This window comes from Vibrio sp., assembly GCF_984391705.1.
Genome location: NZ_CFHWOM010000001.1, coordinates 23,144 through 46,279 on the forward strand (window position 1 = coordinate 23,144; position 23,136 = coordinate 46,279).

Here is a 23,136-nt window from a genome sequence, read left to right on the forward strand (position 1 = left end):
TGCAAGCAAAGTAGCAAACAATAATACTGCGGGTATTATCCGACGCGACTTTTCGTTGTGTCGTCCCCTATTTCGAATTCATCAAACAGCGGGAAGGTCCAGCGACGCATTGCGATCACCATCGAGGTACCATGCCGCTCTTCCATTGATAACTCGCTGTCGCTATCGCACGATTCATAAAACTCTTTCACTAAACGCTGAATACGCTGTTGGAACTTGTAATTGGTAGGTATAGACATCAGCCCGGTCGACATCACTAATTTCTCGTCATTTTTGGAGAAGTGTGTGTGGAAGAAGGTTTTTATTACTTGTTGCTGGAAGAACTGCTGAATTGGCCCTCCAGAAATCCACGAAAACGAGGAAGAGATCTTGAGTTTGATTCGATTAGCAGGCATCAACTCAATCACTTTAATGCGATCAAGATGCGCCAGTTTTTGAATCAATTGAGGCTCACTGAGATTGTATTGACTTAAGATCTGCTCAAAACGATAACCATTAGTGATACAAACAGCGACGAGCAATAACGCCTTATCCGCTACTAACTGTTTTTCCTGCTCCCAGGTCAATGAAGAAAGGTTCTGACTCTCTTCTTCGGCAAATTTAAACAATGCCGCCATGTCCAGATCAATCAGATTACACACAGCAGACAAACGCTCAAGGCTCATGCTGCCACCGTTTGAAAAAAGACGCTTCACCGAACCTTCACTCAAATCCAGTGCTTTTGCGACATCCTGATAATTCACACCCTGTGATTTCAACTGCTTCTTCAACGCCTGAATGACCTGATCACACTCTGACATTCCTCTCTCCTTGATTAACCAATTAACTTTAAGCGGAAACCGTAAATAGTATCTGAATCATGGTATTTACAAATAGCTAGGCCAAGAGTTTCTCTAGTAATCTCATCTCTGTCAGCTAAATATTCGAGTATCTTCGCTTCATTCATACGCACAGCTCACACTTTATTAGTGCGCATGCATGTTTGCCAAGCCTTATCTCAATTCGAAGGTACATCCGATAGGGGAAACACATGTCCGAAAACGGTACAGAATGACCGTCTTTAGCAACGAAATCTCTACTACGCTCTACCGCTGATAGTGATAGAATCTCCGCATCAGAATTATCGAGAAACTTTATGTTTATCCACCATGTTAACGGTATCGACTGGCTAGTGATTACCGCATTTGAAGAACTGAAAACTATGTTTATAGAAGATGCCGGAGCGATTCCTTCTTGCTTCTCTACCGCCAGCGAATTGAGCCTAATTGATCAAGCCAAGCGCACTTATGGGTATCTACCTATACTCGACGGCGTAATCACCGATACCGGCACCTTTCAAAGCAAGCAAAACGAAGAAGATTTGAACCCACAACTTGCTTGCCTAGTAGAAGGTCGTGGTCGGGTGTTTATCTACCACGGAGGTTTTGTGGCTTTTGTGGATGACGAGCAAACATTTATTACACGATTGGATTAACAAACACTCGCTCAGTTGCAACCGACAAATCCGTATCCTTGGCAGTGAATAGAGCGAATACAGGTTTGCAGATCGCATCCACACTTACCCATCACTCTAAGATAAGTTATCTCAGCTAACCTATTTAGGGTGACGGGTTAACAACACACGAAAAATTAAACTATCAAGGTAAGCCAGATAACTTGTAAGCTCATTTCTTTGTGCGAGAAGCCGAGCGCTTCGCCTTACTCTGGAACTGTTTAACGCTTTTTTTGTTATTGGTTCGGCGGTTGGCTTTTTTATCACGTGGAGCACGTTTGCTCTCGCCTGTTGATGGTTTATCGGTCACAGGAAAGCCTTCTAAGCCTTGAACGGGTAGCTCGCGCTGAGTCAGGTTACGGATCGCATTCAGCGCCTCTGTTTCTCCATGGCAAACCAGCGATATCGCCACACCCTGCTCCCCAGCGCGCGCAGTTCGCCCTACTCGATGCACATAGGTTTCAGCGTGCATTGGCAATTCAAAGTTAATGACAACCGGAAGTTGTTCGATGTGAATACCACGCGCGAGTAAATCTGTGGCAATCAGCACTTTTGTCTGACCTGATTTGAACTGCTCTAGCGTCTCTTCACGCTCAGATTGGCTCTTATTGCCATGCAAAGCACTGGTCGCAATTGCGGCTTTATTGAGCTTTTTCGCCAAGCTATCGGCATTCTCTTTTGCACCAATAAATACCAATGCTTGAGACCAGCAGCTTTGTTTAATCAACTCGATTAGCGCTTTCGCTTTACTGCCTTTATTGACCAAATAGAGCGTCTCCGCAATATCTTTATTGGTGCTGTTTTCTTGGTGAGCCGTTAACGCGACAGGCGTATTCATCAAAGCATTCGCTTTTTGTTTTAATGCATCAGAGAACGTGGCAGAGAACATCGCTGTTTGTCTTCGCACGGGTAGCTTTTCCGCAATCGCTTGTACATCTGGCCAAAAGCCCATATCCAATAAACGGTCCGCCTCATCCAAGACTAACGTCTTAATGTGCTTGAGAGAAAACTCTTCACAGCTCAGCAGATCCATGAGTCGCCCTGTCGTCGCAATCAGTACATTAGGGCGAAGCGCCAATTCAGCTTGCTGCTGCGCTTTATCAACGCCACCGCACAATACCACAGAGCTCAAACCAAGCGGCTGAGTGATCTTACTGACCGAATCATTGACTTGGAATGCCAACTCGCGAGTTGGCACTAAGATTAGAGCTTGTTGCGTAGGATCTGGCAACAGGCACTGCAACAGTGGCAATACGTAAGCGAGTGTTTTACCACTGCCAGTATTGGCCTGCGCTAATACGTCTTTCTCTTCCAATAAATGCGGAATCACCAAAGCCTGGATATCGGTCGGTTTGGCAATCTCCTGCGGGAGCGCTTGAACAAGCTCTGGGATCAGAGATAAGGAAGAAAAAGACATCGAATAGATTCCTAGATAAGAGTTAACTGGCTAACGAATGCGGTGACATCACCACATTATCAGATGCCGAGATAGAGGCTTTGCTCACAGGCATCACGACACAGAGAGTATATCATCGAGCGCTACCCTAAAGCCGTTAAAGAATTTGGTTCGGAGAATAATATGATAGTAATCACCGGCGCAAGCAGTGGTCTTGGTGCAGAATTAGCCAGAGTGTATGACGCACAAGGTTTAGATTTGTTCCTAACAGGACGCAGCGAACAGAAACTCGCAAATGTTCTCCAAAACATTAAGGCCGACACAAAACATCAAACCTGTGACCTCGCTAATGCCGCCGATGTCTCTTCCCTTTTCGATCAAGTCGACGAAACTCCGACAACCATTATCCATTGTGCTGGCAGTGGCTACTTTGGTTTGCTGCAAGCTCAACAACCAGAAGCCATTGAGCAGTTGATTCAGAACAACCTCACCTCTGCTATCAATGTAGTGAGAGAATCCGTCAAGCGTTACCAAGATAAACCGGTTAATCTGGTTATCATCATGTCGACGGCTGCACAGCAACCAAAAGCGCAAGAGTCAACGTATTGCGCCGTTAAATGGGCAGTCAAAGGCTTCGTCGAATCAGTGCGTTTAGAGCTAAAAGGTAAGCCAATGAAACTCATCGCTGTCTACCCTGGTGGAATGGCAACCGATTTTTGGCCCACCAGCGGGAAAGCGCTCGACACAGAAAACTTTATTGATGCGAAAGATGCCGCTGAGATGATTTCAGGCGCTTTAACAAACCTTGGTAATGGCTATGTCTCCGATATTACGGTCAATAGAGGTTAAGCATGAGCGATTCACCTAACCATTCTCTGGGGTTTAGCTATCAGCAGAATGCGGATAACGTACACATCCGCAGAGATGGACACGTCGTCACTGTATTAAGAGGCAAAGCGGCTAAAGATTTTGTTATCAAAGTCTCTGGGGCGAGCACCGAAAAACAGCAGCAGCTCATGGCTCGCGCCACATGAAATTATAAACGCGGAAACGAAAGACAGTCTAAAAGACGTCGCACTTAACGAATGCCTAAGCTGGTACAACCTCAACCAATGGACAAACAATCAATTCAAAGAGAAACCTAAATTTGGATCTTCAATTAGAAAAAGCACTAATAAACAATCTTCGGTGGTGCCAAACCGTGGCGAAACTTCACGGTGTGTCCTTTGATTTACATAACGCATGGTGGCAATCAATAGAACCAATGCCAACCTTCTTTCCAAATACAATCACGCTCTCTGCCGATCTAAAGTCGGATAGCTTACTCCAAGCCTTGCCAACCCAGGGAACGCATTTCATAAAAGATTCTTTCGCCAATTTGGCGCTCGAAGAGCAGAGCTTCATTAAATTATTTGAAGCCCAGTGGTACATGGCAAGCCCAACTCAAGAAACGTTCACGCCTTTCGCCAGTAACCTAAAGATCAACGAAGCTACAGACTCTGAATCTCTCTCCGACTGGGAGCAAGCTTGGCGAGGTGAAGAGAATTTTGCCGCCATTTTTACCCCTTCGTTTTTAGAGAACGATACTGTCCGTTTCTTCTCCGTAGAACATGATGACAAACGGTCAGGGATAACCACATTCTTCGATGGTCAATCGCTGGGTATTTACAATTTATGGGGAGATAAATCCCTGATCTCGTGTTTGCTGTCTCACATCAGCACGCTCTATCCAGACACACCAATTGTTGGTTATGGTGACGAACAGGAAGTGAACTCTCTAGACACATGGGGCTTTAAGCCACTTGGTCCACTCGCCGTTTGGGGAAGGTTTGAGTAGTCACAGGGAGCATCATACAAAGGGGCTGCGCTGTTTACGAATGACTCTTTACACCGCAACCTTGGATGATAAGTTGAGTTAGAAACTCAGCTGCTTGTTGGTAGTCTTCACCATCAAGTCGCTCTTTCTGCATCACATTACAGATCTGCCAACCAAAATCCGCATAGGTCTGAGTTGCCGCCCAAATCGTAAACATCAAGTGATGAGCAGGTACATCAGTCATTAAGCCCTGTTGCGACCATGTCGAGAATTTATCGATGATCATCTGAGATTGCTTGAATAGCTCCGCTCCGATGTCTGTTGGCAGTGCTTTCGCACCAGACATCACTTCGTTTGCAAACACTTTAGACGCATGAGGATGATCCTGAGAAATACGCAACTTAGCTTGAATATATTGGCTGAGAGCTTCAACTGGGTCGCTCAACTCTTCAATGGGTTTAGACGCTTCAAGCAAAGGCTGAGTTACCGTCTGTAAAACAGCGTAATAGAGCTTATCTTTCGAGCTGAAGTAGTAGAACACATTCGCTTTAGGGATCTCGGCAGCGTTGGCTATGTCCACCATTTTTGTTGCCGCATAACCATGAGTCGCAAATTGCTCACTTGCAACCTCAATAATCAAATCCTGATTTTTCTGTCTAATTCGTGACATGTTCAATCCCTATAACCCTCACTCAACCTACATAGTAAACAAACTCTTAGCGATGACAAAGCACAGAGGCTGAAAAGGCGAGTTCACTTTAAAGTTTAAAGCGATTTACAGTGTAATTTCTCTATATTCGGTGATTACCCCTATCTCTTATGAGCGTGGTTTCCTTAAAACACCTTTAAATTATTGTTTCTATATAACAACAGTAATTTGATCAACATCGTATATATCAACAATATCATTTTCCCTACCATTGCCATCTGTTATCCAAACACAACATTCAATAAGGAAATATAATGAGAAAACATCTAATCGCTGCTCTTAGTACTCTTGCTATGAGCCAAGCTGCCTTTGCTGAACCTCAATTTATCCAGAGTATTCCTAACTTACCTGGAGCAGAGTCAATCGTGTATGACGAAGCCAAACAGGTTTACTTTGTATCTTTGCAAGCTGGTGGTGAGCCTGGCGACGGCTCAATTGTCGCGTTGAATGAAGATTTTAAATTCATTGCAACCGTTGCTCGTGGCTTAGAAAACCCGAAAGGCATTGCTATAAAAGGAGAGCGACTGTTCGTAGGGGATATGGAGAATCTGGTCGAGGTGAATTTGACCAATGGCAATATCATTAAGCACCGCGCTGAAAACGCGGAGTTTTTGAATGACGTGGCCATTGACGATGCAGGAGACGTCTATGTCTCTGATATGTTTACTTCCGCCATTTATAAATACTCAAATAATCAGATTTCGAGCTGGATGGAATCCCCAAAACTGGAGAACCCCAATGGCCTCAAATTTATTGATGGCCAGCTCTATGTATCAGCGTGGGGTTATTTCAACGATGGTAACCCTCTAAAGGCACCTAAAGGTCGAGTGTTAAGAATTGACCCGAAAAGCCAATCTATTACTCCGATAACTCAACAGCCTTTGGGGAACTTGGATGGCTTGCAGATCGATAATCGTGGTGATCTGATTGTGTCAGACTGGAAACGAGGCACGATTTACTCTGTATCAACCAGTGGCCAATCCAGCATGCTGATTGACCTCCCTCGCGGTGCCGGAGATGTGTACTACTCTCAGTCCACTTATCGCCTCTTTGTACCAATGGCTTTGGAAGGAGAAATTTTGGTCTTTCGCAATATCAGCCTGTAAACAAATCACCCCACATAGCATGCTCTATGTGGGGTCACTAAGCCTTAGTGACTGTTGTAGCTAGCTTTAGAATAGGTCTTATTCTCAACAAAATGATAACGACTTCGTAGAATTGAATTTACAACTTGATGCTCCGGACAATGTTGCTCTTTACTCCTCTCATGCGACAAAGCGTGCGATAATGACCTGTTTTTATCGCAACCATTTGAAGGAACCAAATGACCGCTACAGATTATCTCAACGATCTCAACCAACGTTACCTCACCATTCATCGCAGCAAAGAAGACTTCTTTTGGGATACTTACATGGGCATTAGTGATGACCATGAAGGTTCAACTAAAGCACAAACTGCATGGACGAGTTTTCTTAGTAACGCTCAGCAGATCGCTGAAATCAAGCAGCAATTAGAAGCCTCAGAATCAATTGCCGACGCAGAAGAGAAACAAGCAACGCAAACGGGCCTAAAAGGCTGGTTGAACACTTTTCAAGCTCATGCCATTGAAGGTGATGAAGCCCAAGCGCTAAAAAATGAGTTAATTGAGTTTGAGGCAGGTCTGTTTGAAAGAAAGCAGAACCACGTACTAACGTTTACGGATGAAGATGGCCAACAAGTTGAAGGTTCATTACCAGTATTGGCATCAACAATTCGTACCAATAACCACGAGTCGACTCGTCAATCTGCTCACCAAGCTCTTCTAGGTTTAGAGCAGTGGCTACTGCAAAATGGCTTCATTGAGCTTATCAAGCTACGTAATCAATTTGCTCGCTCTTTGGGTTACGCGACTTTCTTTGATTACTCAGTAGTTAAAACTGAGAAGATGACATCAGATGAGCTCTTTGCCATTCTGGATGACTTCGAAGTTCGCACCCGTGACACTAACCTCGCGAGCCTCGCCAACCTGGCGAAAGAAAAAGGCGATAATGCGCTGACTGGCCACAACTTTGTGTTCTCTTATTCTGGGGATGCAATGCGTGACCTAGACCCGTATGTGCCATTCTCAAAATCTCTTCGCCGCTGGGTTGAGTCTTTCGGTCGTCTTAATATTGCCTACTCTGGCGCAGAGCTGACACTGGATCTACTCGACAGAAAAGGTAAGTACCCGAATGGATTCTGCCATGGTCCTATCCCTTCGTTTTATGACCAAAAAGAGTGGATTGCAGCCAAAGTTAACTTTACTAGTAATGCTAAACCCGATCAGGTGGGTAGCGGTTACTCAGGTATTAACACTTTATTCCACGAAGGCGGCCACGCGGCGCACTTTGCCAATGTGAAGATGAACGCGCCATGTTTCTCGCAAGAGTTTGCGCCAACGTCAATGGCTTACGCAGAAACGCAATCCATGTTCTGTGATAGCTTGCTCAACGATGCAGATTGGCTAAAACAGTATGCACTTGATGCCGAAGGCAACCCAGTGCCAGATGACGTAATCAAAGCGATGATCAGCAGTCGCCAACCATTCGCCGCATTTTCCGAGCGAAGCATCTTGGTTGTACCTTACTTTGAGCGCGCTCTGTATCAACTGAGCGATGAAGAGCTAACGCCTGAGCGTATCACAGCTCTAGCACGCCAGTGCGAAAAGCAGATCTTAGGTCTAGAGTGCAGCCCTCGCCCACTGATGGCAATCCCTCATTTAGTGTCAGATGAAGCGGCTTGTGCTTACCATGGTTATCTGCTGGCTCATATGGCGGTATACCAAACTCGTGCTTACTTCCTCGATAAATTTGGCTACCTAACCGACAACCCAGCCATTGGTCCACTGCTTGCCGAGCATTACTGGCACTCTGGTAACCAGCTATCTCATAATGAAACCATTGTGAGTTTAACAGGCGAAGGATTTAACGCTAAGTACTTAGCTGATGCGTGTAACCTATCCTCAGAACAAGCCTGGGCAGCGCAACAAGAAAAAATTGCGGCTTTAGCGACGCGCCAGCAGGCTGAAGTTGCCTCTTTGAATGCGACGATTAAAGTCGTCGATGGCAGTAAAGAGTTGGCGAGTAACCAGGTGTCAGATGAAGCGATGTGCGATCAATTTGAAGCCTACATCAAAGAAACCTACGGCTGCTAAGCCTACACTCATTACTCATCAAAGGCCGCCGTACTAGCGGCCTTTTTGTTACTCAGCTAGCCATCACTTACCGACTCGTTACCAGACAAAATACTACAACTCTATGATTTTTATAAAATAAGCTTGTAGAACGTCGCCAACATGTCATTATCCGTACAAGCAATACATTGCATCAATCGCTATTCAAGGAGGAACGCATGATTGAAATCCGCAAAGCTAATGCATCTGATGTCCAACCTATCTATGACTTGCGCCAGCGCTCCATCCTTACCAATTGCGCAAACCACTATCAACCAGAGCAACTTGCCCTTTGGACGCAGGGTGGCGTGTCTGAAAAGCTGAAAGACGATATTGTCGCCACATTCTACGTTTCTGAGATTGAAGGCAAAATTGCGGGCTGTGGCAAACTCAATACCGAAACGGGCATGGTTGACGCTATTTTTGTCGATCCGCCATATTTCGGTTTAGGTGCTGCAAAGAAAATGCTCACTTTTCTTGAACAAATGGCTAAAGAACACAAATTAGAAAAAATGGTCCTAGAGGCAACTCTCAATGCCGCTCCTTTCTACCGCGCTTGCGGATTTCAAGGGGAGGAAATCTCGACCTATCACTCTCCGAGGGGAGTAAGTTTAGATTGTGTCGTGATGGAAAAAGTAGTGACTTAACTGCAATTTTTCAAACCTCGCGGTTTACTCACCACACCTTTAGTTGTCAGGCCGCATCATTCTTTTCTCACTATTAATTTAGGTAAACTCTCACATGCTATGGCGTAGATTTTTTGCATATCTCATCGATATGCTGCCAATATTTTCCCTCACTTTCGCCTTTTTTTGGTTTTTCATGGGCTATGACGTTATTTTCACGGGCTTTTTAGATGGGACTATCGATCGCGAAGAATTCTATCCACATAGAAACCAAGTCAGAGACTTCTCTGCACTTCTTTGCTTTATCTATTTCGTCATATTTGAGTGTCGAGGAGGTTTTAATACGGTAGGAAAGTCTGCTTTGAAGATTAAAGTCGTAAACAAAGATGGAGGAAACATCACTTTGTGGCAGTCTTGTGAACGCAACTTCCTCAAATTCTTCAGTGTTGCGATAATGGGACTTGGCTTTTTGTACGTATTCTTCAACAAAGAACGTCTGTTTCTGCACGATAAAATAGCTGGAACGCGATTGATTACACTGAATGAAAAGCCTACTTCCCAGGAAGAGTTTCAATGATTAGCCATATCGACCATATTGTTCTCACCGTCTCCAACATTGCCCATTCTGTGGCGTTTTACCAACGGGTGCTGCAGATGGAAGAGGTCACCTTCGCCAACGGTCGTAAAGCGCTTAAGTTTGGTAATCAGAAAATTAATTTACAACTATTGGGCCAGGAGCCTAGAAACCAAGCTCAAGTTGGCTCGGGAGATCTTTGTTTGATAACACATTGGTCGCTAGAGGAAGTGATTACTCACTTAACTAAAGAACAGATAGAAATCGTCGAAGGGCCGGTTGAGAAGTCTGGCGCCCAAGGCCCCATTCAGTCTGTCTACTTTCTAGATCCGGATTCTAATCTGATTGAGATTAGCGTTTACTCTTGAACGAGCACGAAATAACAAAGCTATGGATATAAAAATGGCCACTTAATGCGGCCATTTTTGTTTTGATTATTCCGAGACGGCTACTTAAAATTCATCATCAACGCAGCAGCCACATTGCGTGAGGTCATCTCCACATTAAATGCCGCCTCTTTCAGCGCAGTGGGCAGGTCTGTTGCTCCCAAGACTACACTGTAGACCGCATCAATGCCGTGCTCATGGACCACTCGACAATCTTGAGCAGTACTGCCGGCAATACCAATCACAGGTAAGTTATAGAGTTTCGCGGTACGTGCCACACCAATTGGCGTTTTACCATGAATGGTTTGGCTATCAATGCGCCCTTCACCCGTAATCACTAAATCAGCATCTTTCACAACTTCAGCAAGGTTAACCGCATCCATGACTATGTTAATGCCGGGGCGAAGTGTTGCATCAAATAGGCCCATTAAAGCAGCACCAAGACCACCAGCAGCGCCTGCACCCGCCTGATTGATCACATCTTTGCCGTTGGTCTGACGGATCACTTCAGCGTAATGAGCAAGGTTTTTATCTAGCTGCTCGATCATCTCTGGGGTTGCGCCTTTTTGCGGACCAAACACATGAGACGCGCCTTTCGGGCCACACAAAGGATTATCAACATCACAAGCGACTTCGAGTTGAATCTCTGCTAAACGAGGATCTAGGCCTGACAGGTCAATTTCAGCTAAGCCCGCAAGTGCACCACCACCAAAGGGTAAATCAACACCTTGAGCATTCACCAACTTTGCCCCTAGCGCTTGAGCCATGCCCACACCGCCATCGTTGGTTGAGCTTCCACCGATACCGATAATGATATGATTCACGCCTTTATCCAGTGCAGCCTTGATCAACTGACCCGTTCCATAGGTAGAAGTGAGTAACGGATTCCGTTCACTTGGCTTCACTAAATGAAGCCCAGACGCCGCAGCCATTTCAATCACAGCTGTTGAGCCATCACCCAACAAGCCATAAAACCCTTCGACAGGTTGACCAAGTGGCCCCGTAACCTTGACTGTTACGATATTGCCACCTGTGGCGTCAACCAAGGATTGCACTGTGCCTTCTCCGCCATCAGCCATCGGCAGTTTGATGTATTCTGCGTCAGGCATGATTTCTTTAAAGCCATTTTCAATCGCAGTTGCCACTTCCATAGCGGTTAAACTTTCTTTGTAAGAATCTGGAGCGATAACTACTTTCATATATGTTTCCTATATTGGCTTGCTACAGCAGAACAAGACTTAGAATGTAAACCAACGTCATGGCCGTGATACCTTGTACTAAAGTCGCCATGGTTTGCGCGCGATACGCTAAGCCAACAGACATACGGCTAAATTGCGATACCACCCAGAAGAAGCTGTCATTGGCATGTGATACTGTCATCGCACCCGCACCAATCGCCATAACGGTAAGTACTCGTCCCATTTCTGAGTCTAGTCCCAGCTGGGCCAGCATCGGAGCAACCAGAGCCGAAGTCGTAACTAGGGCAACCGTTGATGAGCCTTGTGCAGACTTCAATGCAGCCGCCACAATAAACGGCATGAAGATCCCGACACCCAACGCAGATAACGTGGTACCTAAATACTCACCCAGCGGTGTCGCTTTCAGCACGGCACCAAATGCACCACCAGCACCAGTAATGAGAAGGATTGGCGCTGCTGCCGTAATACCTTGGCTAATACGCTCTCCAAACTCTTCCACCTTGTTGTCACTCTTAAGCAAGCGAACAGACAGGAACAGACCAATAATAAGTGCCGTCAGTGGTTGACCTAGGAAAGAAAGCACCTCAAACAGAGTTCCGTCACCTAAAGGCAGGCTTGGGAACTTAGCGATAGAACCTAAACAGATCAGCAAAATCGGTACAAAAATTGGTGCAAACGCTTGTCCAGCGGTTGGTAACTCACCATAAGACGCTTTTAGCTCTTTCCAATCTTGTTTCGCTTCATCTAGCTGATCACCACCATCAGGCTCCACATCTTTGAATCGATTTGCCCACAGCATACCTGCGATCGCCGCGGTTGCTGCCACAAAGATACCAACACCAATCACCAAACCAAGGTTGGATTCAAGGCCTAGATTACCAGCTGCGGCAATTGGGCCTGGCGTTGGCGGCACGAACGTATGAGTTGCGTAAAGGCCAGTAGCCAACGCCACACTCATTGCGACACTGGATGTTCTAAGGCGGTTCGCGAGTGACTCTTTCAAAGAGTTCAAAATAACGTAACCCGAATCACAGAAAACAGGCACAGAAACGATGTAGCCAATAATGCTCATAGTGAGTGTTGGTGAACGCTCGCCAAGGACTTTAATGACCGTGTCAGCCATAGTGATCGCTGCGCCACTCTTCTCTAAGATGACACCAATAATGGTACCAAGAACAATGACTAAGCCTATGTAGCCTAAAATTCCGCCAAAGCCAGATGCAATGGTTTTAGCGATACTGTCTGCCGGCAATCCGTAGGCAAATGCTGCCAAAAAGGCTGCAACAATGAGTGCTAAAAAGGGGTGTAACTTAAATTTGGTTGTAGCGAGGACGATAAAGGCTATCACCCCCAGCAGGATTAAGATAAGACTCATGATAACTCCGTTTATTATAGGTTTACTCAGAGTAGGTGAACTCTCTTCACATACTCAGGGTGTCTGTAGGGACGGTGCTATTATTCAGTGAATTCTTCCTCATTCCTTTATGCAAAGTGACAAATTTATCAATGGCAAATTACCAAAAACTGTCAAATTGCACAAAAAACCAATATTAATCACAAGCATTTCAACGCCAAATATAACTGCACTTTATGATCTAAATTATTGATTTTTAATAAAGTGATCTCTTCGATCTTTTCCAGTCGGTAACGGAGCGTATTTCGGTGAATATGTAGCACTGCACAAGCTTGAGCTAGATCGCAATCTTGGTCAAAAAACACGCTTAGCGTTTTTATCAACACGCCTTTTGTGTCCTGTTGCTGCAGTTTTACCAATGGCTCAAGTAACTGTGCTCTTCGCCACTGATCTTGTTTTAGCCCTCCGACTAACACCGACAGCTTATGTTCTTGATAGAAGAGAATTGCCTCTTTACTCAGCGCTCCACCTTCCAGCGTTGCCTTTGCCGTGTCATACGAGCGTGCCAAACCTGCTAAGCCAGGAAAATACTGCCCCATTGCAATCTTGATCGAGAAGTCAGCTTCCTGTGCAATACGTTTTAGTAGCCGCTTGACCCTTGCTCGCTCTTCAGAATGATTCCATTGCCCCTCAATGAGGGTGACGGGTTTTAGCACCACAACCTCATTCATTGACACCGAGACAATACCAACAATGTTGTCTCGCTCTGGGTACTCCAATAAATGCACTAGTTTCTGCAAATGTTCTAACGTAAGTGATTGGCCTTTCTTAGGAATCACTTTCACCGCTGCCGCAATGCGGGGCTGAGAAAGATTGAGATCCAAACGTTCCGCAATGGATAACAGCTGATTTTCATTTAATGTTGAACCTTGAATTAGCTGAAGAAGCAGTTCTTCACGATGGCGTTTATTCCACTGAATTTGTGCCATCATGGCTTCTTGTTCAACAATCAGCTCTGCGGTCATCTTTACTAGCTCGCCGTAGCTTCTCACCTCATCGGGCTGCCCTGATATCCCCACAACCCCAATCACTTGATCTTGGTAAAGTATTGGTAAGTTAATGCCTTCTTTAACCCCAATTAACGTGCTCGCTACCGTTTGATTGATTTCGACAGTGCGATTGTCATGGATTGCAAGTAATGCCCCTTCATGCGTGCGGTGCAATCGCGTGGGATCACTCGATCCAATAATTTGTCCATTTTCATCCATTACGTTAACGGGAAATTGGATAATTTTCGTCGCTCGTTCAACAATTTGACGTGCGATTAAGGTATTTAACTGCATCTTTTGTGCCTTGTGATGTCAGTCGTTCGACTGTGTGCATTAACATATCACAAGCCCTTCTCAGTTCGCGCGGTGGCACAATCGACCAGCTCACAGAGAGAAGAAAAAATCCCGAAGTAAGTACTCAAGGTGCCTGCTAAGACGGAGCCCGAGAAAATACTCCTACCTGTTGTCTTACAACGGGAACGCGTATAAAAGGAGACAAAAACTACGCGATTTGTTTTGCAATTAATTTAGGGTTCATACCAAACCCAAGGAGCGCAAAGGGAGAGGAATCCTCTGCCCCCCTGACGGAGTCCCATCCGCTCATTCAATCACGAATTGAGTGGTTCGAACGTTTCTCAATCGCTTTGATCAGTGCGGAATGATCCCAATCTCGCCCACCTAACGCTGCACAATCTTCAAACAGTTCTTGTGCATTGGTCGTATTAGGTAAAGCAACACCTAACTCCTCAGCTCCTGTTAGCGCTAAATCTAGGTCTTTCTGATGCAGTGAAATTCTAAAGCCAGGGTCAAATGTGCCTTCAATCATACGTTCGCCGTGTACTTCTAGAATCTTCGAGCTAGCAAAGCCGCCCAATAGCGCCTGACGCACTCGTGCAGGATCGGCTCCTGCTTTTGAAGCAAAGACCAGCGCTTCAGACACAGCTTCAATGTTTAATGCCACGATGATTTGATTCGCGACCTTACAAGTTTGTCCGGCACCATTTTCACCCACTAGCGTGATGTTTTTCCCCATCACCTCAAACAGTGGACGCGCCTTATCGAATGCTTGTTGAGCGCCACCAACCATGATGCTCAGTGCTGCATTGATCGCTCCCACTTCTCCGCCAGATACTGGAGCATCGAGGTATTGAGCACCACTTTCATTAATGCGCGCCGCGATAGCTTTAGTTGCCATTGGTGATATAGAGCTCATATCTATAACCAGCTTGCCTTCAGCACCACTAGCAATAAGCCCTGCTTCAACGCCGTTGTCACCAAATAAGACCTCTTCCACTTGAGGGGTATTGGGTACCATGAGAATCACGACATCAGCGACGCGCGTTGCTTCCTGCGGAGAATGGCAAACCAATGCTCCAGCTTCAACCAAATCGGCTGGTGGTGGATTAAAATGGTCTGACAATACCAGTTCGTAGCCCGCTTTTTGCAAATTGGCAGCCATAGGGCGGCCCATAATTCCAGTACCAATAAATGCAATTTTCATCATCTGTTCTCCTTAACCTAACCGCCGCGATTAGCGATACAAATTGATCCAATCTAAACCTTCTGAGGTCGTGGTCTTTGGCTTATATTCACAACCCACCCAACCTTGATAGCCGAGCAGGTCTAGCTGATTTAATACAAATGGATAGTTAATCTCTCCTGTCCCTGGCTCATGACGGCCTGGGTTGTCAGCCAGCTGCACGTGGGCGATCTGGCTAATATTCGCTTCTATCGTTGGCGTGAGATCACCTTCCATAATCTGCATGTGATAGATGTCGTATTGAATAAACAGGTTGTCACTGCCCACTTCTTTGATCACAGCTTTTGCTTGCTCCGTGGTATTGAGGAAAAAGCCCGGAATATCACGCGTATTGATCGCTTCAATCACCAGCTTTATCCCATGCAGTTTCAAGGCTTCTGCGGCATAACGAAGGTTAATAACAAACGTGGCGTGAGCATCTTGCTGGCTTACCCCTTTTGGAACAATTCCTGCGAGACAGTTAACTTGGGTGTTACCCAATACTTTGGCATAGTCGATTGCCTGCGCGACCCCGGCTTGAAACTCTTCAACTCGGTTGGGGTCGACGGCAATACCGCGCTCACCCGCATCCCAATTACCGGCCGGAAGGTTGAACAGTACTTGGGTAAGTTGGTTTTCAACGAGCTTCTCCTTAATCGCTTGAGCCTCTAATGCATAAGGAAATAGGTACTCAACTCCACTAAAGCCCGCTTTAGCAGCCGCTTCAAAGCGGTCTTCAAACTCCACTTCGGTAAATAACATCGATAAATTAGCTGCAAACTTTGCCATGGTATTTTCCCTCCCTACTTAGTCACGGTGAATGAGTGCGGTTGGCGCATCATCAATACTTTCAGCCAACGCTTCAAATTCGTTGATGGCGTCGATCTCTACTCCCATTGCAATGTTGGTCACTCGCTCTAGAATCACCTCAACCACAACAGGTACCTTGTGCTTGTTCATTAGCTCTTTTGCCTCTGCAAATGCTGCTTGCATCTGCTCAGGGTCCGTTACACGAATCGCTTTACAACCTAAGCCTTCCACAACCGTTACGTGGTCAACACCGTAGCCATTTAACTCTGGAGCGTTTTGGTTTTCAAAGGCCAGTTGCACACAGTAGTCGATATCAAATTGACGCTGCGCTTGGCGAATCAGACCTAGGTAAGAGTTGTTCACCAATATGTGGATGTAAGGCAAGTTGAACTGCGCGCCGACCGCTAATTCTTCAATCATGAACTGGAAGTCGTAGTCACCAGAAATCGCTACGATGTCACGATTGGGATCCGCGGCCCGTACACCGAGTGCCGCTGGTGTCGTCCAACCTAATGGACCCGCCTGACCACAGTTAATCCAGTGACGAGGCTTGTAGACATGTAGGAATTGCGCTGCCGCAATTTGTGATAAACCTATGGTGCTGACGTAGCACGTATCGCGATCGAACGCCTTGTTCATCTCTTCATAAACGCGCATTGGTTTAATTGGTACATCGGTATAGTGAGTTTTGCGTAGCATAGTGGCTTTACGCTGCTGACACTCCCCTACCCAAGCGCTGCGATTGGGCAGTTTTCCTGCATCTCGCCATTCACGGGCAACGTCCACCAATAACTCAAGCGCTGCTTTGGCATCAGACACAATGCCCAAATCAGGACAAAATACGCGGCCAATTTGTGTCGGTTCGATATCTACGTGAACAAACTTACGTCCTTTGGTGTATACATCGAGAGAGCCGGTATGACGATTGGCCCAGCGATTACCAATTCCAAATACAAAATCAGATTCGAGCAAGGTGGCATTGCCATAACGATGCGCAGTTTGTAGCCCCACCATTCCAGCCATTAGCTCATGATCATCGGCGATTGAGCCCCAACCCATTAATGTTGGAATCACTGGTATACCGGTGATCTCAGCAAACTGTTGCAACAACTCTTCTGCGCCAGCGTTGATCACGCCGCCACCAGAAACAATCACAGGGTTTGCTGCGTCACACATCATCTCAATCGCTTTCTTTACCTGCGCGCGGGTAGCTTTGGGTTGAAAGGCTTCTAGTGGCTCATACGTGTCGATATCAAACTCGATTTCCGTTAACTGAACATCAAGTGGAAGGTCGATGAGTACAGGACCCGGCCGACCAGATCGCATCAAATGAAAGGCTTGCTGAAATGCACGCGGCACTTGTGCCGGCTCTAATACTGTCGTCGCCCACTTAGTAACCGGCTTGGCAATCGATTCGATATCAACGGCTTGAAAATCCTCTTTGTGCAGACGTGCTCGAGGAGCTTGTCCGGTAATACACAAAATTGGGATGGAATCGGCTGATGCGGAATACAAACCGGTGATCATGTCTGTTCCTGCTGGTCCCGAAGTCCCAATACACACGCCAATATTCCCTTGTTTGGTTCGCGTGTAGCCTTCCGCCATATGTGACGCGCCTTCTACATGTCGCGCCAGCACATGATCAATACCACCCAGCTTTTTCATTGCTGCGTACATAGGGTTGATGGCAGCGCCCGGAACGCCGAAGGCAATGTCTACACCTTCTTTCTTCATCACTTCTACCGCTGCTTCTATTGCCTTCATCTTTGCCATGCGAACCTCCATTTCGATTGTATACAATTCAAAGACACTTTGTGTACTATGAATTAAATTCAGAATTTGGCAACCCCCATTTGCAACATTTTTTCAACATAGAGCATTAACTCGAAGCGTTCGCTAACCCCATAACACAAAGAAATCATTACTTTATGTAAAATATCTTCATATAAAAATAATTATCAAATACCGAGAATGAAAAATAATTGTTAAATACCCTTTGATTGTTTACATGAGATGAAATATAAGTATTCGTGAGAGTTGTATTTTGTACACAAAATCATTCGATATTGTTTAAAGGAGACAAACAATGAGTCTGAACGATGTAGCAGAAAAAGAAGAAACCGCCTGTCTACGCGTAGTCGGTAATATGGACAAATCAGAATATCAAGACATCCTCTCTAGCGAAGCGCTGTCCTTCTTGAGCAAGCTAGTAGAAAGGTTCGCACCGCGCAGAGATGCATTGTTGCAAGCACGAGAAGAGCAACAACAAAAATACGATGCCGGAGATCTGCCAGACTTTCGCAGTGATACACAAACCATTCGTGACAACAAAAGCTGGAAGATAGCGACTCCACCAGCAGAGTTATTGGATCGCCGTGTGGAGATCACTGGCCCTATTGATCGGAAAATGGTGATCAACGCTTTGAACTCGGGGGCAAAAGTATTTATGTGTTGTTTCGAAGATGCCTCTTCTCCAACTTGGGAGAATATGGTTCAAGGGCAGATAAACCTTCGAGACGCTAACGCGAAAACCATCAGCTATCATGACCAACAGAAAAACAAACATTATCAGCTGAATGAGAACCCAGCCCTTTTGATTGCTCGGCCACGAGGCCTGCACCTGCCGGAGCAATCCATTCAATTTGGCAACAACCCTATCCCCGGTTGTTTGATGGATTTTGCCCTCTACTTCTATCACAACTACCTAACTCGCGCGGAACAAGGTCTTGGGGTTTACTACTACATACCTAAGCTTGAAAGCATGGAAGAATCTCAATGGTGGGATGATGTGTTCTCGTTTACCGAAGACTATTTTGGTGTTCAGCGAGGCACGATCCGCGCTACGGTTTTGATTGAGACCCTACCGGCAGTATTCCAAATGGACGAAATGCTCTATGCCATGCGAGATCATATTGTTGCAATGAACTGTGGGCGTTGGGATTACATATTCAGCTACATCAAAACCCTTAAAAATCATTCAGACCGCATCTTACCCGACCGCCATGTCGTTGGGATGGACAAAGAGTTTCTTAACGCATACAGCCAATTGCTCGTTCGTACATGCCACCAGCGCGGAGCACTGGCAATGGGGGGAATGTCAGCATTTATTCCAGTCAAAGATCCAGCTGAAATGGAGCGCGTGACAGCCAAGGTAATCGAAGACAAAGAGCGTGAATCCCTCAATGGCCATGATGGCACTTGGGTCGCTCATCCTGCTTTGGTCGATTTGGCCATGTCTGTATTTGAGAAAAACCTGCAAGGAAAACCCAACCAGCTCGACTTTGTCAGCCCAACGCATCACATCGATGGCAGCGTGCTGCTCAAACCATGTGATGGCAGCCGTGACGAAGCCGGTGTCCGTAAAAACATTCGTATTGCTTTGTACTACATCGAAGCATGGATTCAAGGACAAGGCTGCGTACCTATCTATGGCTTAATGGAAGACGCAGCAACTGCCGAAATCTCTCGAGCGAACATCTGGCAATGGATTCACCATAGCGTAGAGCTAGATGATGGCCAAACCTTTACCACTCAACTATTCCATACCTGGTTGTATCAGGAACTGGATACCATTAAACAGGAAGTTGGTGACACTCGTTATGCAGTGGGTCGCTTTGAACAAACCGCTGACCTTTTCTTCAAGCTATCCACCGCAGAAAAGTTCGCCAACTTCCTGACTTTACCTAGCTACGAGCTTCTTCAAGGGGCTGCGTAACACCACGCAAAGCCTCCCATAGTGGGAGGCAGCGGGTATATGACCAACAGGAGATAACATGGGAAGTTTAACTCTAGAACAAGCTTTGTCTGTCACAAATGGTACTTTTCAAGCCGGCATCAAAAGTCAAAGTGCTCCGCTCACCGTTGCGGTTCTCGATAGTGGTGGCAAGTTGATATCACTTCAACGTCAAGATGGGTCGAGCATGATGCGCCCAGATATCGCCATTGCTAAAGCTTGGGGAGCCCTCGCGCTAGGCTGTTCGTCGAGAAAACTCGCCCAAGATGCCGACAATCGTCCTGCGTTTATCTCTGCTGTGAATGTGCTTGCTCACGGTAATATGGTCCCTGTTCCAGGAGGTTTACTTATCCGCGATGCGGAAAGCAATATTTTAGGCGCTGTTGGCGTCAGTGGCGATCAATCTGATATCGATGAAAGCTGCGCGCTCGGCGGGATTGATTACGCTCAGCTCTATAGTGACGAACTGGCCTCTTGATGTCCCCCGATTAGAATAAAAAAACGCCCGATATAAGTTGTATCGGGCGTTTCTCGTTCAAGACAAGTTGATGTTATTCGTACTGAGTCAACCAGCCTTTTAGAATGGTATTCATCTGTTTTTTCTGGTTGGTATTCATGCCTTTTACCAGTTTGGCTTGAACTGAAGCATGCTCTTCAATGATTTTATCGATGAGGGTAAAACCATCTTGGGTCAACTGCACAGTGACGCTTCGACGATCTTCTTTGCTGTGCTCACGGCTTATAAGCCCTTTTGATTCCAGCTTGTCTAATCGGTTAGTCATTGCACCAGATGTCAGCATCATTGAATCAATCAGTTCAGAAGGCGTTAATCGAAACGGTTCGCCGCTGCGTCGTAATGTCGCCAGCACATCAAACTCTCCTAACTTTAGGTCGTAACGCTTATGCAGTTGAGCAACTTCCGTTTCCATATACTTAGCAATTCGCATCAAGCGGCCCATAATAGCCATAGGCTCGGTTTCTAAATCTGGCTTTTCCTTAGCCCATTGCACAACTACTCTATCAATAGCGTCCATGAATGTTTGTCTCCGGTAACAAAATGCTGTTTTAAATATCTTAACATAGAGATACTTTACAAACAGCGATTTTAAGCGTACATTCATCACAAAAGTATCTTAACGTAAAGATAGTTATTATGAATATATTACTAGCCATGATTCCGGCGTTCTTTTGGGGCACCACCTATGCCGTTACGCAATATACGCTTGCGGACTGGCCCCCTTTGCTACTGGGAGCAATCAGAGCTTTACCTGCCGGAATTCTGTTGTTGGCGTTTAAACCGAGTTTGCCGAGAAAAAGCGATTGGCAGATCTTATTTAGCCTAGGTTTAATCAATATCGCGACGTTTTTTGGCCTGATCTTTGTGATGGCATTAACGTTGCCCTCTGCGATTTCCGGTGTGGGAATGATTTCTGTGCCCGTGTTTGCCATGCTCTACAATTGGCTCATCAACAAGCATCGTCCCGGAATCATTCAAGCCCTTAGTGGTGCAACGTTAATTGCGCTCGCTTGGATGCTCTTTGACCCTAGCTCCCTCAGCCTAAACCCTATTGGTTTAGGAGCAATGCTAGCCGCGATTATGTGTATTGTTGTCGGTAGCTCCATCACCAAGTCGCTTGGAAATCGCATGCACTGGTGGACGGTGTTAACTTGGCAATTGATTTTGGGAGGTGTGATTCTCTCAGTATCCGCTGGCGTTCAAGGTGTTATGCAGCCAGAAAAATACGCGGCAATTATCAATAACTTCTCAACAACGAATCTGTCTGGTCTATTGTGGGTAGTCGGCCTAAATACGGCACTTGGTTACGGCATGTATGTGTGGTTGTTACAACGCATGTCAGTGGTTGATTTTACCTTTGGCGGTATTGCTAACCCTATTGCGGGTATTGTGTCGGGCTTGGTATTGCTGGGTGAGTCTTTCACCCCATTCCAGTACAGTCTAATGATTGGCATGATCGTTATGTCATTACTTCCTCAGGTCATTCTAGCCATTCGGCAGAATAGGCCAGCCCCAGCTGAATGTCAGAGCAACTAACTTAACCAGCCGCGCGACCTAGCGCGGCTTTTTTTGTTTTTGGGGAACGTAACGAAAGTGGCAACTATACTCAAACCACACAATCTCACTGAACACTTTTGATTTGACTTACCCGCTACACTGTCGACAACATCGATGAAGTGGTTCAATCATGACAAGACTGGAGGCCTAAATGCCGATTGCGAACTGCTTTCTCTCTCCTTGCGTAGTGAACAATGAAAATACAAGTAACGAATTAATTGATCGCTGGGGAGTACACTCTGGGTTCAATCCGTCAGAGATGACCTTCACAGTCCTAAAAGCTGAAGAGCAAATGGGCAAAAGTTATGACGCCATTTGTACCTTATACTTACCCAGCCTTTGGTCACGAGAGTCAATAAGCTTACTCCAAACCGGACTTGCAAAAGCGATCGCTGAGGTTTACCAACTGGAATCGACAAAAGTAATCGTGATAACTTCGATTGTTGAACCCAATAGAGTTGTTGAAAATGGCGAGGAAGTGAGTTGGTAAAGCAAAACCTTTCATCCGCTAAGGCACGAAATACACAGTTTTAAACAAGGAATTACCGTGGAAATCTGGAAGCTACTTTTCTTCATACCTGCATGTTTTGCGCTAAACATGACACCCGGCCCTAATAACCTACTTTCGATGAACAATGCTCGCTGTTATGGTTTTCACTCAGCATTCATGGCAGGGTTAGGAAGAATTGCCGCTTTTTCAGCAATGATTGCTTTAGCAGCTTCTGGGTTAGCTGTCGTACTCTACGCTTCTGAGACGCTGTTCTTTACCATAAAACTGTTCGGCGCAGCTTATTTGCTATGGATAGCCTTTAACCTTTGGCGATCTGAAACCAGCCCAATAGGGGAATTAGATCGCTCGCGAAGCAAGCTCGGCTTAGCCAAGCAAGAGTTTCTGTTAGCAGCAGGCAACCCCAAGGCCATCTTGATTTTTACTGCCTTCCTTCCACAATTCGTTGATGTTTCTGCCAACGTCAATCAACAGTTCTTTATCTTAGGTATGACTTTCTTAGTCTTAGAGCTAGCAGCCATTGCTCTCTACGCATTATTTGGTCTCTACTTAAGAAAATGGTTCTTACAACCTAACCTGGCTAAGCGTTTCAATCGTACGTGCGCCAGCCTCTTAGCGCTCTCTAGTGCTAATCTACTTTTTAGCCGTCAACAATAAGCCTCATCCCTGAGGCTATTTCTTTATCAATGTGCGCGAATTTT

General features: G+C 45.8%; 24 protein-coding genes. 14 read left to right on the plus strand and 10 right to left on the minus strand.

Translation table 11 applies throughout. The annotated features are described in order from the left end of the window. Positions 1-35: 35 nt before the first annotated feature. Positions 36-800, minus strand: a complete 765-nt coding sequence (locus AC4MRV_RS00115) for a helix-turn-helix domain-containing protein (RefSeq protein WP_491185386.1) — start codon at positions 798-800, stop codon at positions 36-38. Positions 801-1,135: 335 nt separating this feature from the next. Here AC4MRV_RS00115 and AC4MRV_RS00120 point away from each other — a divergent pair, with 335 nt between their 5' ends. Continuing rightward, positions 1,136-1,474 (plus strand): cytosolic protein, encoded by a 339-nt coding sequence (locus AC4MRV_RS00120; RefSeq protein ID WP_491185387.1) that lies wholly within the window; start codon positions 1,136-1,138, stop codon positions 1,472-1,474. 190 nt (positions 1,475-1,664) lie between these two features. Here AC4MRV_RS00120 and AC4MRV_RS00125 read toward each other — a convergent pair whose 3' ends face one another. After that, on the minus strand, positions 1,665-2,909 hold the full coding sequence (locus AC4MRV_RS00125; protein WP_491185388.1) for a DEAD/DEAH box helicase: 1,245 nt from the start codon (positions 2,907-2,909) through the stop codon (positions 1,665-1,667). 162 nt (positions 2,910-3,071) lie between these two features. On the opposite strand from AC4MRV_RS00125, the gene AC4MRV_RS00130 reads away from it, so the two are divergent. The 3 genes from AC4MRV_RS00130 (at position 3,072) to AC4MRV_RS00140 (ending at position 4,725) form a co-directional block, all read left to right on the plus strand. Next, positions 3,072-3,737, plus strand: a complete 666-nt coding sequence (locus AC4MRV_RS00130) for an SDR family NAD(P)-dependent oxidoreductase (protein WP_491185389.1) — start codon at positions 3,072-3,074, stop codon at positions 3,735-3,737. Positions 3,738-3,739: 2 nt separating this feature from the next. After that, positions 3,740-3,922 (plus strand): hypothetical protein, encoded by a 183-nt coding sequence (locus AC4MRV_RS00135; RefSeq protein WP_491185390.1) that lies wholly within the window; start codon positions 3,740-3,742, stop codon positions 3,920-3,922. A 167-nt stretch (positions 3,923-4,089) separates the two neighbouring features. Continuing rightward, on the plus strand, positions 4,090-4,725 hold the full coding sequence (locus AC4MRV_RS00140) for a phosphoenolpyruvate synthase (RefSeq protein WP_491185391.1): 636 nt from the start codon (positions 4,090-4,092) through the stop codon (positions 4,723-4,725). Between the two features lie 34 nt (positions 4,726-4,759). Here the strand turns inward: AC4MRV_RS00140 and AC4MRV_RS00145 are convergent, their stop codons facing one another. Then, a complete protein-coding gene (locus tag AC4MRV_RS00145) occupies positions 4,760-5,374 on the minus strand; it encodes a TetR/AcrR family transcriptional regulator (RefSeq protein WP_491185392.1) in 615 nt (204 codons plus the stop codon). Positions 5,375-5,667: 293 nt separating this feature from the next. Here AC4MRV_RS00145 and AC4MRV_RS00150 point away from each other — a divergent pair, with 293 nt between their 5' ends. From AC4MRV_RS00150 to AC4MRV_RS00170, 5 genes are all read left to right on the plus strand, one after another. Beyond that, positions 5,668-6,519 carry an SMP-30/gluconolactonase/LRE family protein gene (locus AC4MRV_RS00150; RefSeq protein ID WP_491185393.1) on the plus strand — a complete coding sequence of 284 codons (852 nt, stop codon included), beginning with the start codon at positions 5,668-5,670 and terminating at the stop codon, positions 6,517-6,519. A gap of 218 nt (positions 6,520-6,737) precedes the next feature. After that, the gene (locus AC4MRV_RS00155) at positions 6,738-8,585 is read left to right on the plus strand and encodes a M3 family metallopeptidase (RefSeq protein ID WP_491185394.1); all 1,848 of its coding nucleotides are present in this window, start codon (positions 6,738-6,740) and stop codon (positions 8,583-8,585) included. Between the two features lie 197 nt (positions 8,586-8,782). Beyond that, positions 8,783-9,250, plus strand: a complete 468-nt coding sequence (locus AC4MRV_RS00160) for a GNAT family N-acetyltransferase (RefSeq protein ID WP_491185395.1) — start codon at positions 8,783-8,785, stop codon at positions 9,248-9,250. Positions 9,251-9,344: 94 nt separating this feature from the next. Then, a complete protein-coding gene (locus AC4MRV_RS00165; RefSeq protein ID WP_491185396.1) occupies positions 9,345-9,806 on the plus strand; it encodes an RDD family protein in 462 nt (153 codons plus the stop codon). Then, positions 9,803-10,171, plus strand: a complete 369-nt coding sequence (locus AC4MRV_RS00170) for a VOC family protein (protein ID WP_491185397.1) — start codon at positions 9,803-9,805, stop codon at positions 10,169-10,171. Before AC4MRV_RS00165 ends, AC4MRV_RS00170 begins: the two co-directional genes overlap by 4 nt. Positions 10,172-10,251: 80 nt before the next feature. Here AC4MRV_RS00170 and AC4MRV_RS00175 read toward each other — a convergent pair whose 3' ends face one another. The 6 genes from AC4MRV_RS00175 to gcl all read right to left on the minus strand — a co-directional run bounded on the left by AC4MRV_RS00175 (position 10,252) and on the right by gcl (position 17,893). Beyond that, complete coding sequence (locus AC4MRV_RS00175; RefSeq protein WP_491185398.1) at positions 10,252-11,388, minus strand: glycerate kinase; 1,137 nt, start codon at positions 11,386-11,388, stop codon at positions 10,252-10,254. Positions 11,389-11,410: 22 nt separating this feature from the next. Further along, on the minus strand, positions 11,411-12,763 hold the full coding sequence (locus AC4MRV_RS00180) for a GntP family permease (RefSeq protein WP_491185399.1): 1,353 nt from the start codon (positions 12,761-12,763) through the stop codon (positions 11,411-11,413). Positions 12,764-12,942: 179 nt separating this feature from the next. Next, positions 12,943-14,085 (minus strand): sugar diacid recognition domain-containing protein, encoded by a 1,143-nt coding sequence (locus AC4MRV_RS00185; RefSeq protein WP_491185400.1) that lies wholly within the window; start codon positions 14,083-14,085, stop codon positions 12,943-12,945. Positions 14,086-14,395: 310 nt separating this feature from the next. Then, the gene (locus tag AC4MRV_RS00190) at positions 14,396-15,295 is read right to left on the minus strand and encodes a 2-hydroxy-3-oxopropionate reductase (protein ID WP_491185401.1); all 900 of its coding nucleotides are present in this window, start codon (positions 15,293-15,295) and stop codon (positions 14,396-14,398) included. A gap of 27 nt (positions 15,296-15,322) precedes the next feature. Beyond that, positions 15,323-16,099, minus strand: a complete 777-nt coding sequence (gene hyi, locus AC4MRV_RS00195; RefSeq protein WP_491185402.1) for a hydroxypyruvate isomerase — start codon at positions 16,097-16,099, stop codon at positions 15,323-15,325. Between the two features lie 18 nt (positions 16,100-16,117). Continuing rightward, positions 16,118-17,893, minus strand: a complete 1,776-nt coding sequence (gene gcl / locus AC4MRV_RS00200) for a glyoxylate carboligase (RefSeq protein ID WP_491185403.1) — start codon at positions 17,891-17,893, stop codon at positions 16,118-16,120. A 313-nt stretch (positions 17,894-18,206) separates the two neighbouring features. Between gcl and aceB the strand changes: the two genes are divergently transcribed. Next, entirely contained in the window at positions 18,207-19,835 is a 1,629-nt protein-coding gene (aceB, locus tag AC4MRV_RS00205) for a malate synthase A (protein ID WP_491185404.1), read from the plus strand. A gap of 58 nt (positions 19,836-19,893) precedes the next feature. Continuing rightward, a complete protein-coding gene (locus AC4MRV_RS00210) occupies positions 19,894-20,331 on the plus strand; it encodes a GlcG/HbpS family heme-binding protein (protein ID WP_491185405.1) in 438 nt (145 codons plus the stop codon). A 73-nt stretch (positions 20,332-20,404) separates the two neighbouring features. On the opposite strand, the gene AC4MRV_RS00215 is transcribed toward AC4MRV_RS00210, so the two are convergent. After that, the gene (locus AC4MRV_RS00215; protein ID WP_491185406.1) at positions 20,405-20,887 is read right to left on the minus strand and encodes a MarR family winged helix-turn-helix transcriptional regulator; all 483 of its coding nucleotides are present in this window, start codon (positions 20,885-20,887) and stop codon (positions 20,405-20,407) included. Positions 20,888-21,006: 119 nt separating this feature from the next. Here AC4MRV_RS00215 and AC4MRV_RS00220 point away from each other — a divergent pair, with 119 nt between their 5' ends. From AC4MRV_RS00220 to AC4MRV_RS00230, 3 genes are all read left to right on the plus strand, one after another. Further along, positions 21,007-21,906 carry a DMT family transporter gene (locus AC4MRV_RS00220; RefSeq protein WP_491185407.1) on the plus strand — a complete coding sequence of 300 codons (900 nt, stop codon included), beginning with the start codon at positions 21,007-21,009 and terminating at the stop codon, positions 21,904-21,906. A 172-nt stretch (positions 21,907-22,078) separates the two neighbouring features. Then, positions 22,079-22,417, plus strand: coding sequence for a hypothetical protein (locus AC4MRV_RS00225; protein WP_491185408.1), 339 nt, complete (start codon positions 22,079-22,081; stop codon positions 22,415-22,417). 57 nt (positions 22,418-22,474) lie between these two features. Continuing rightward, positions 22,475-23,092: a LysE family translocator gene (locus AC4MRV_RS00230; RefSeq protein ID WP_491185409.1), complete on the plus strand. Its 618-nt coding sequence runs from the start codon at positions 22,475-22,477 to the stop codon at positions 23,090-23,092. Positions 23,093-23,136 lie beyond the last annotated feature (44 nt).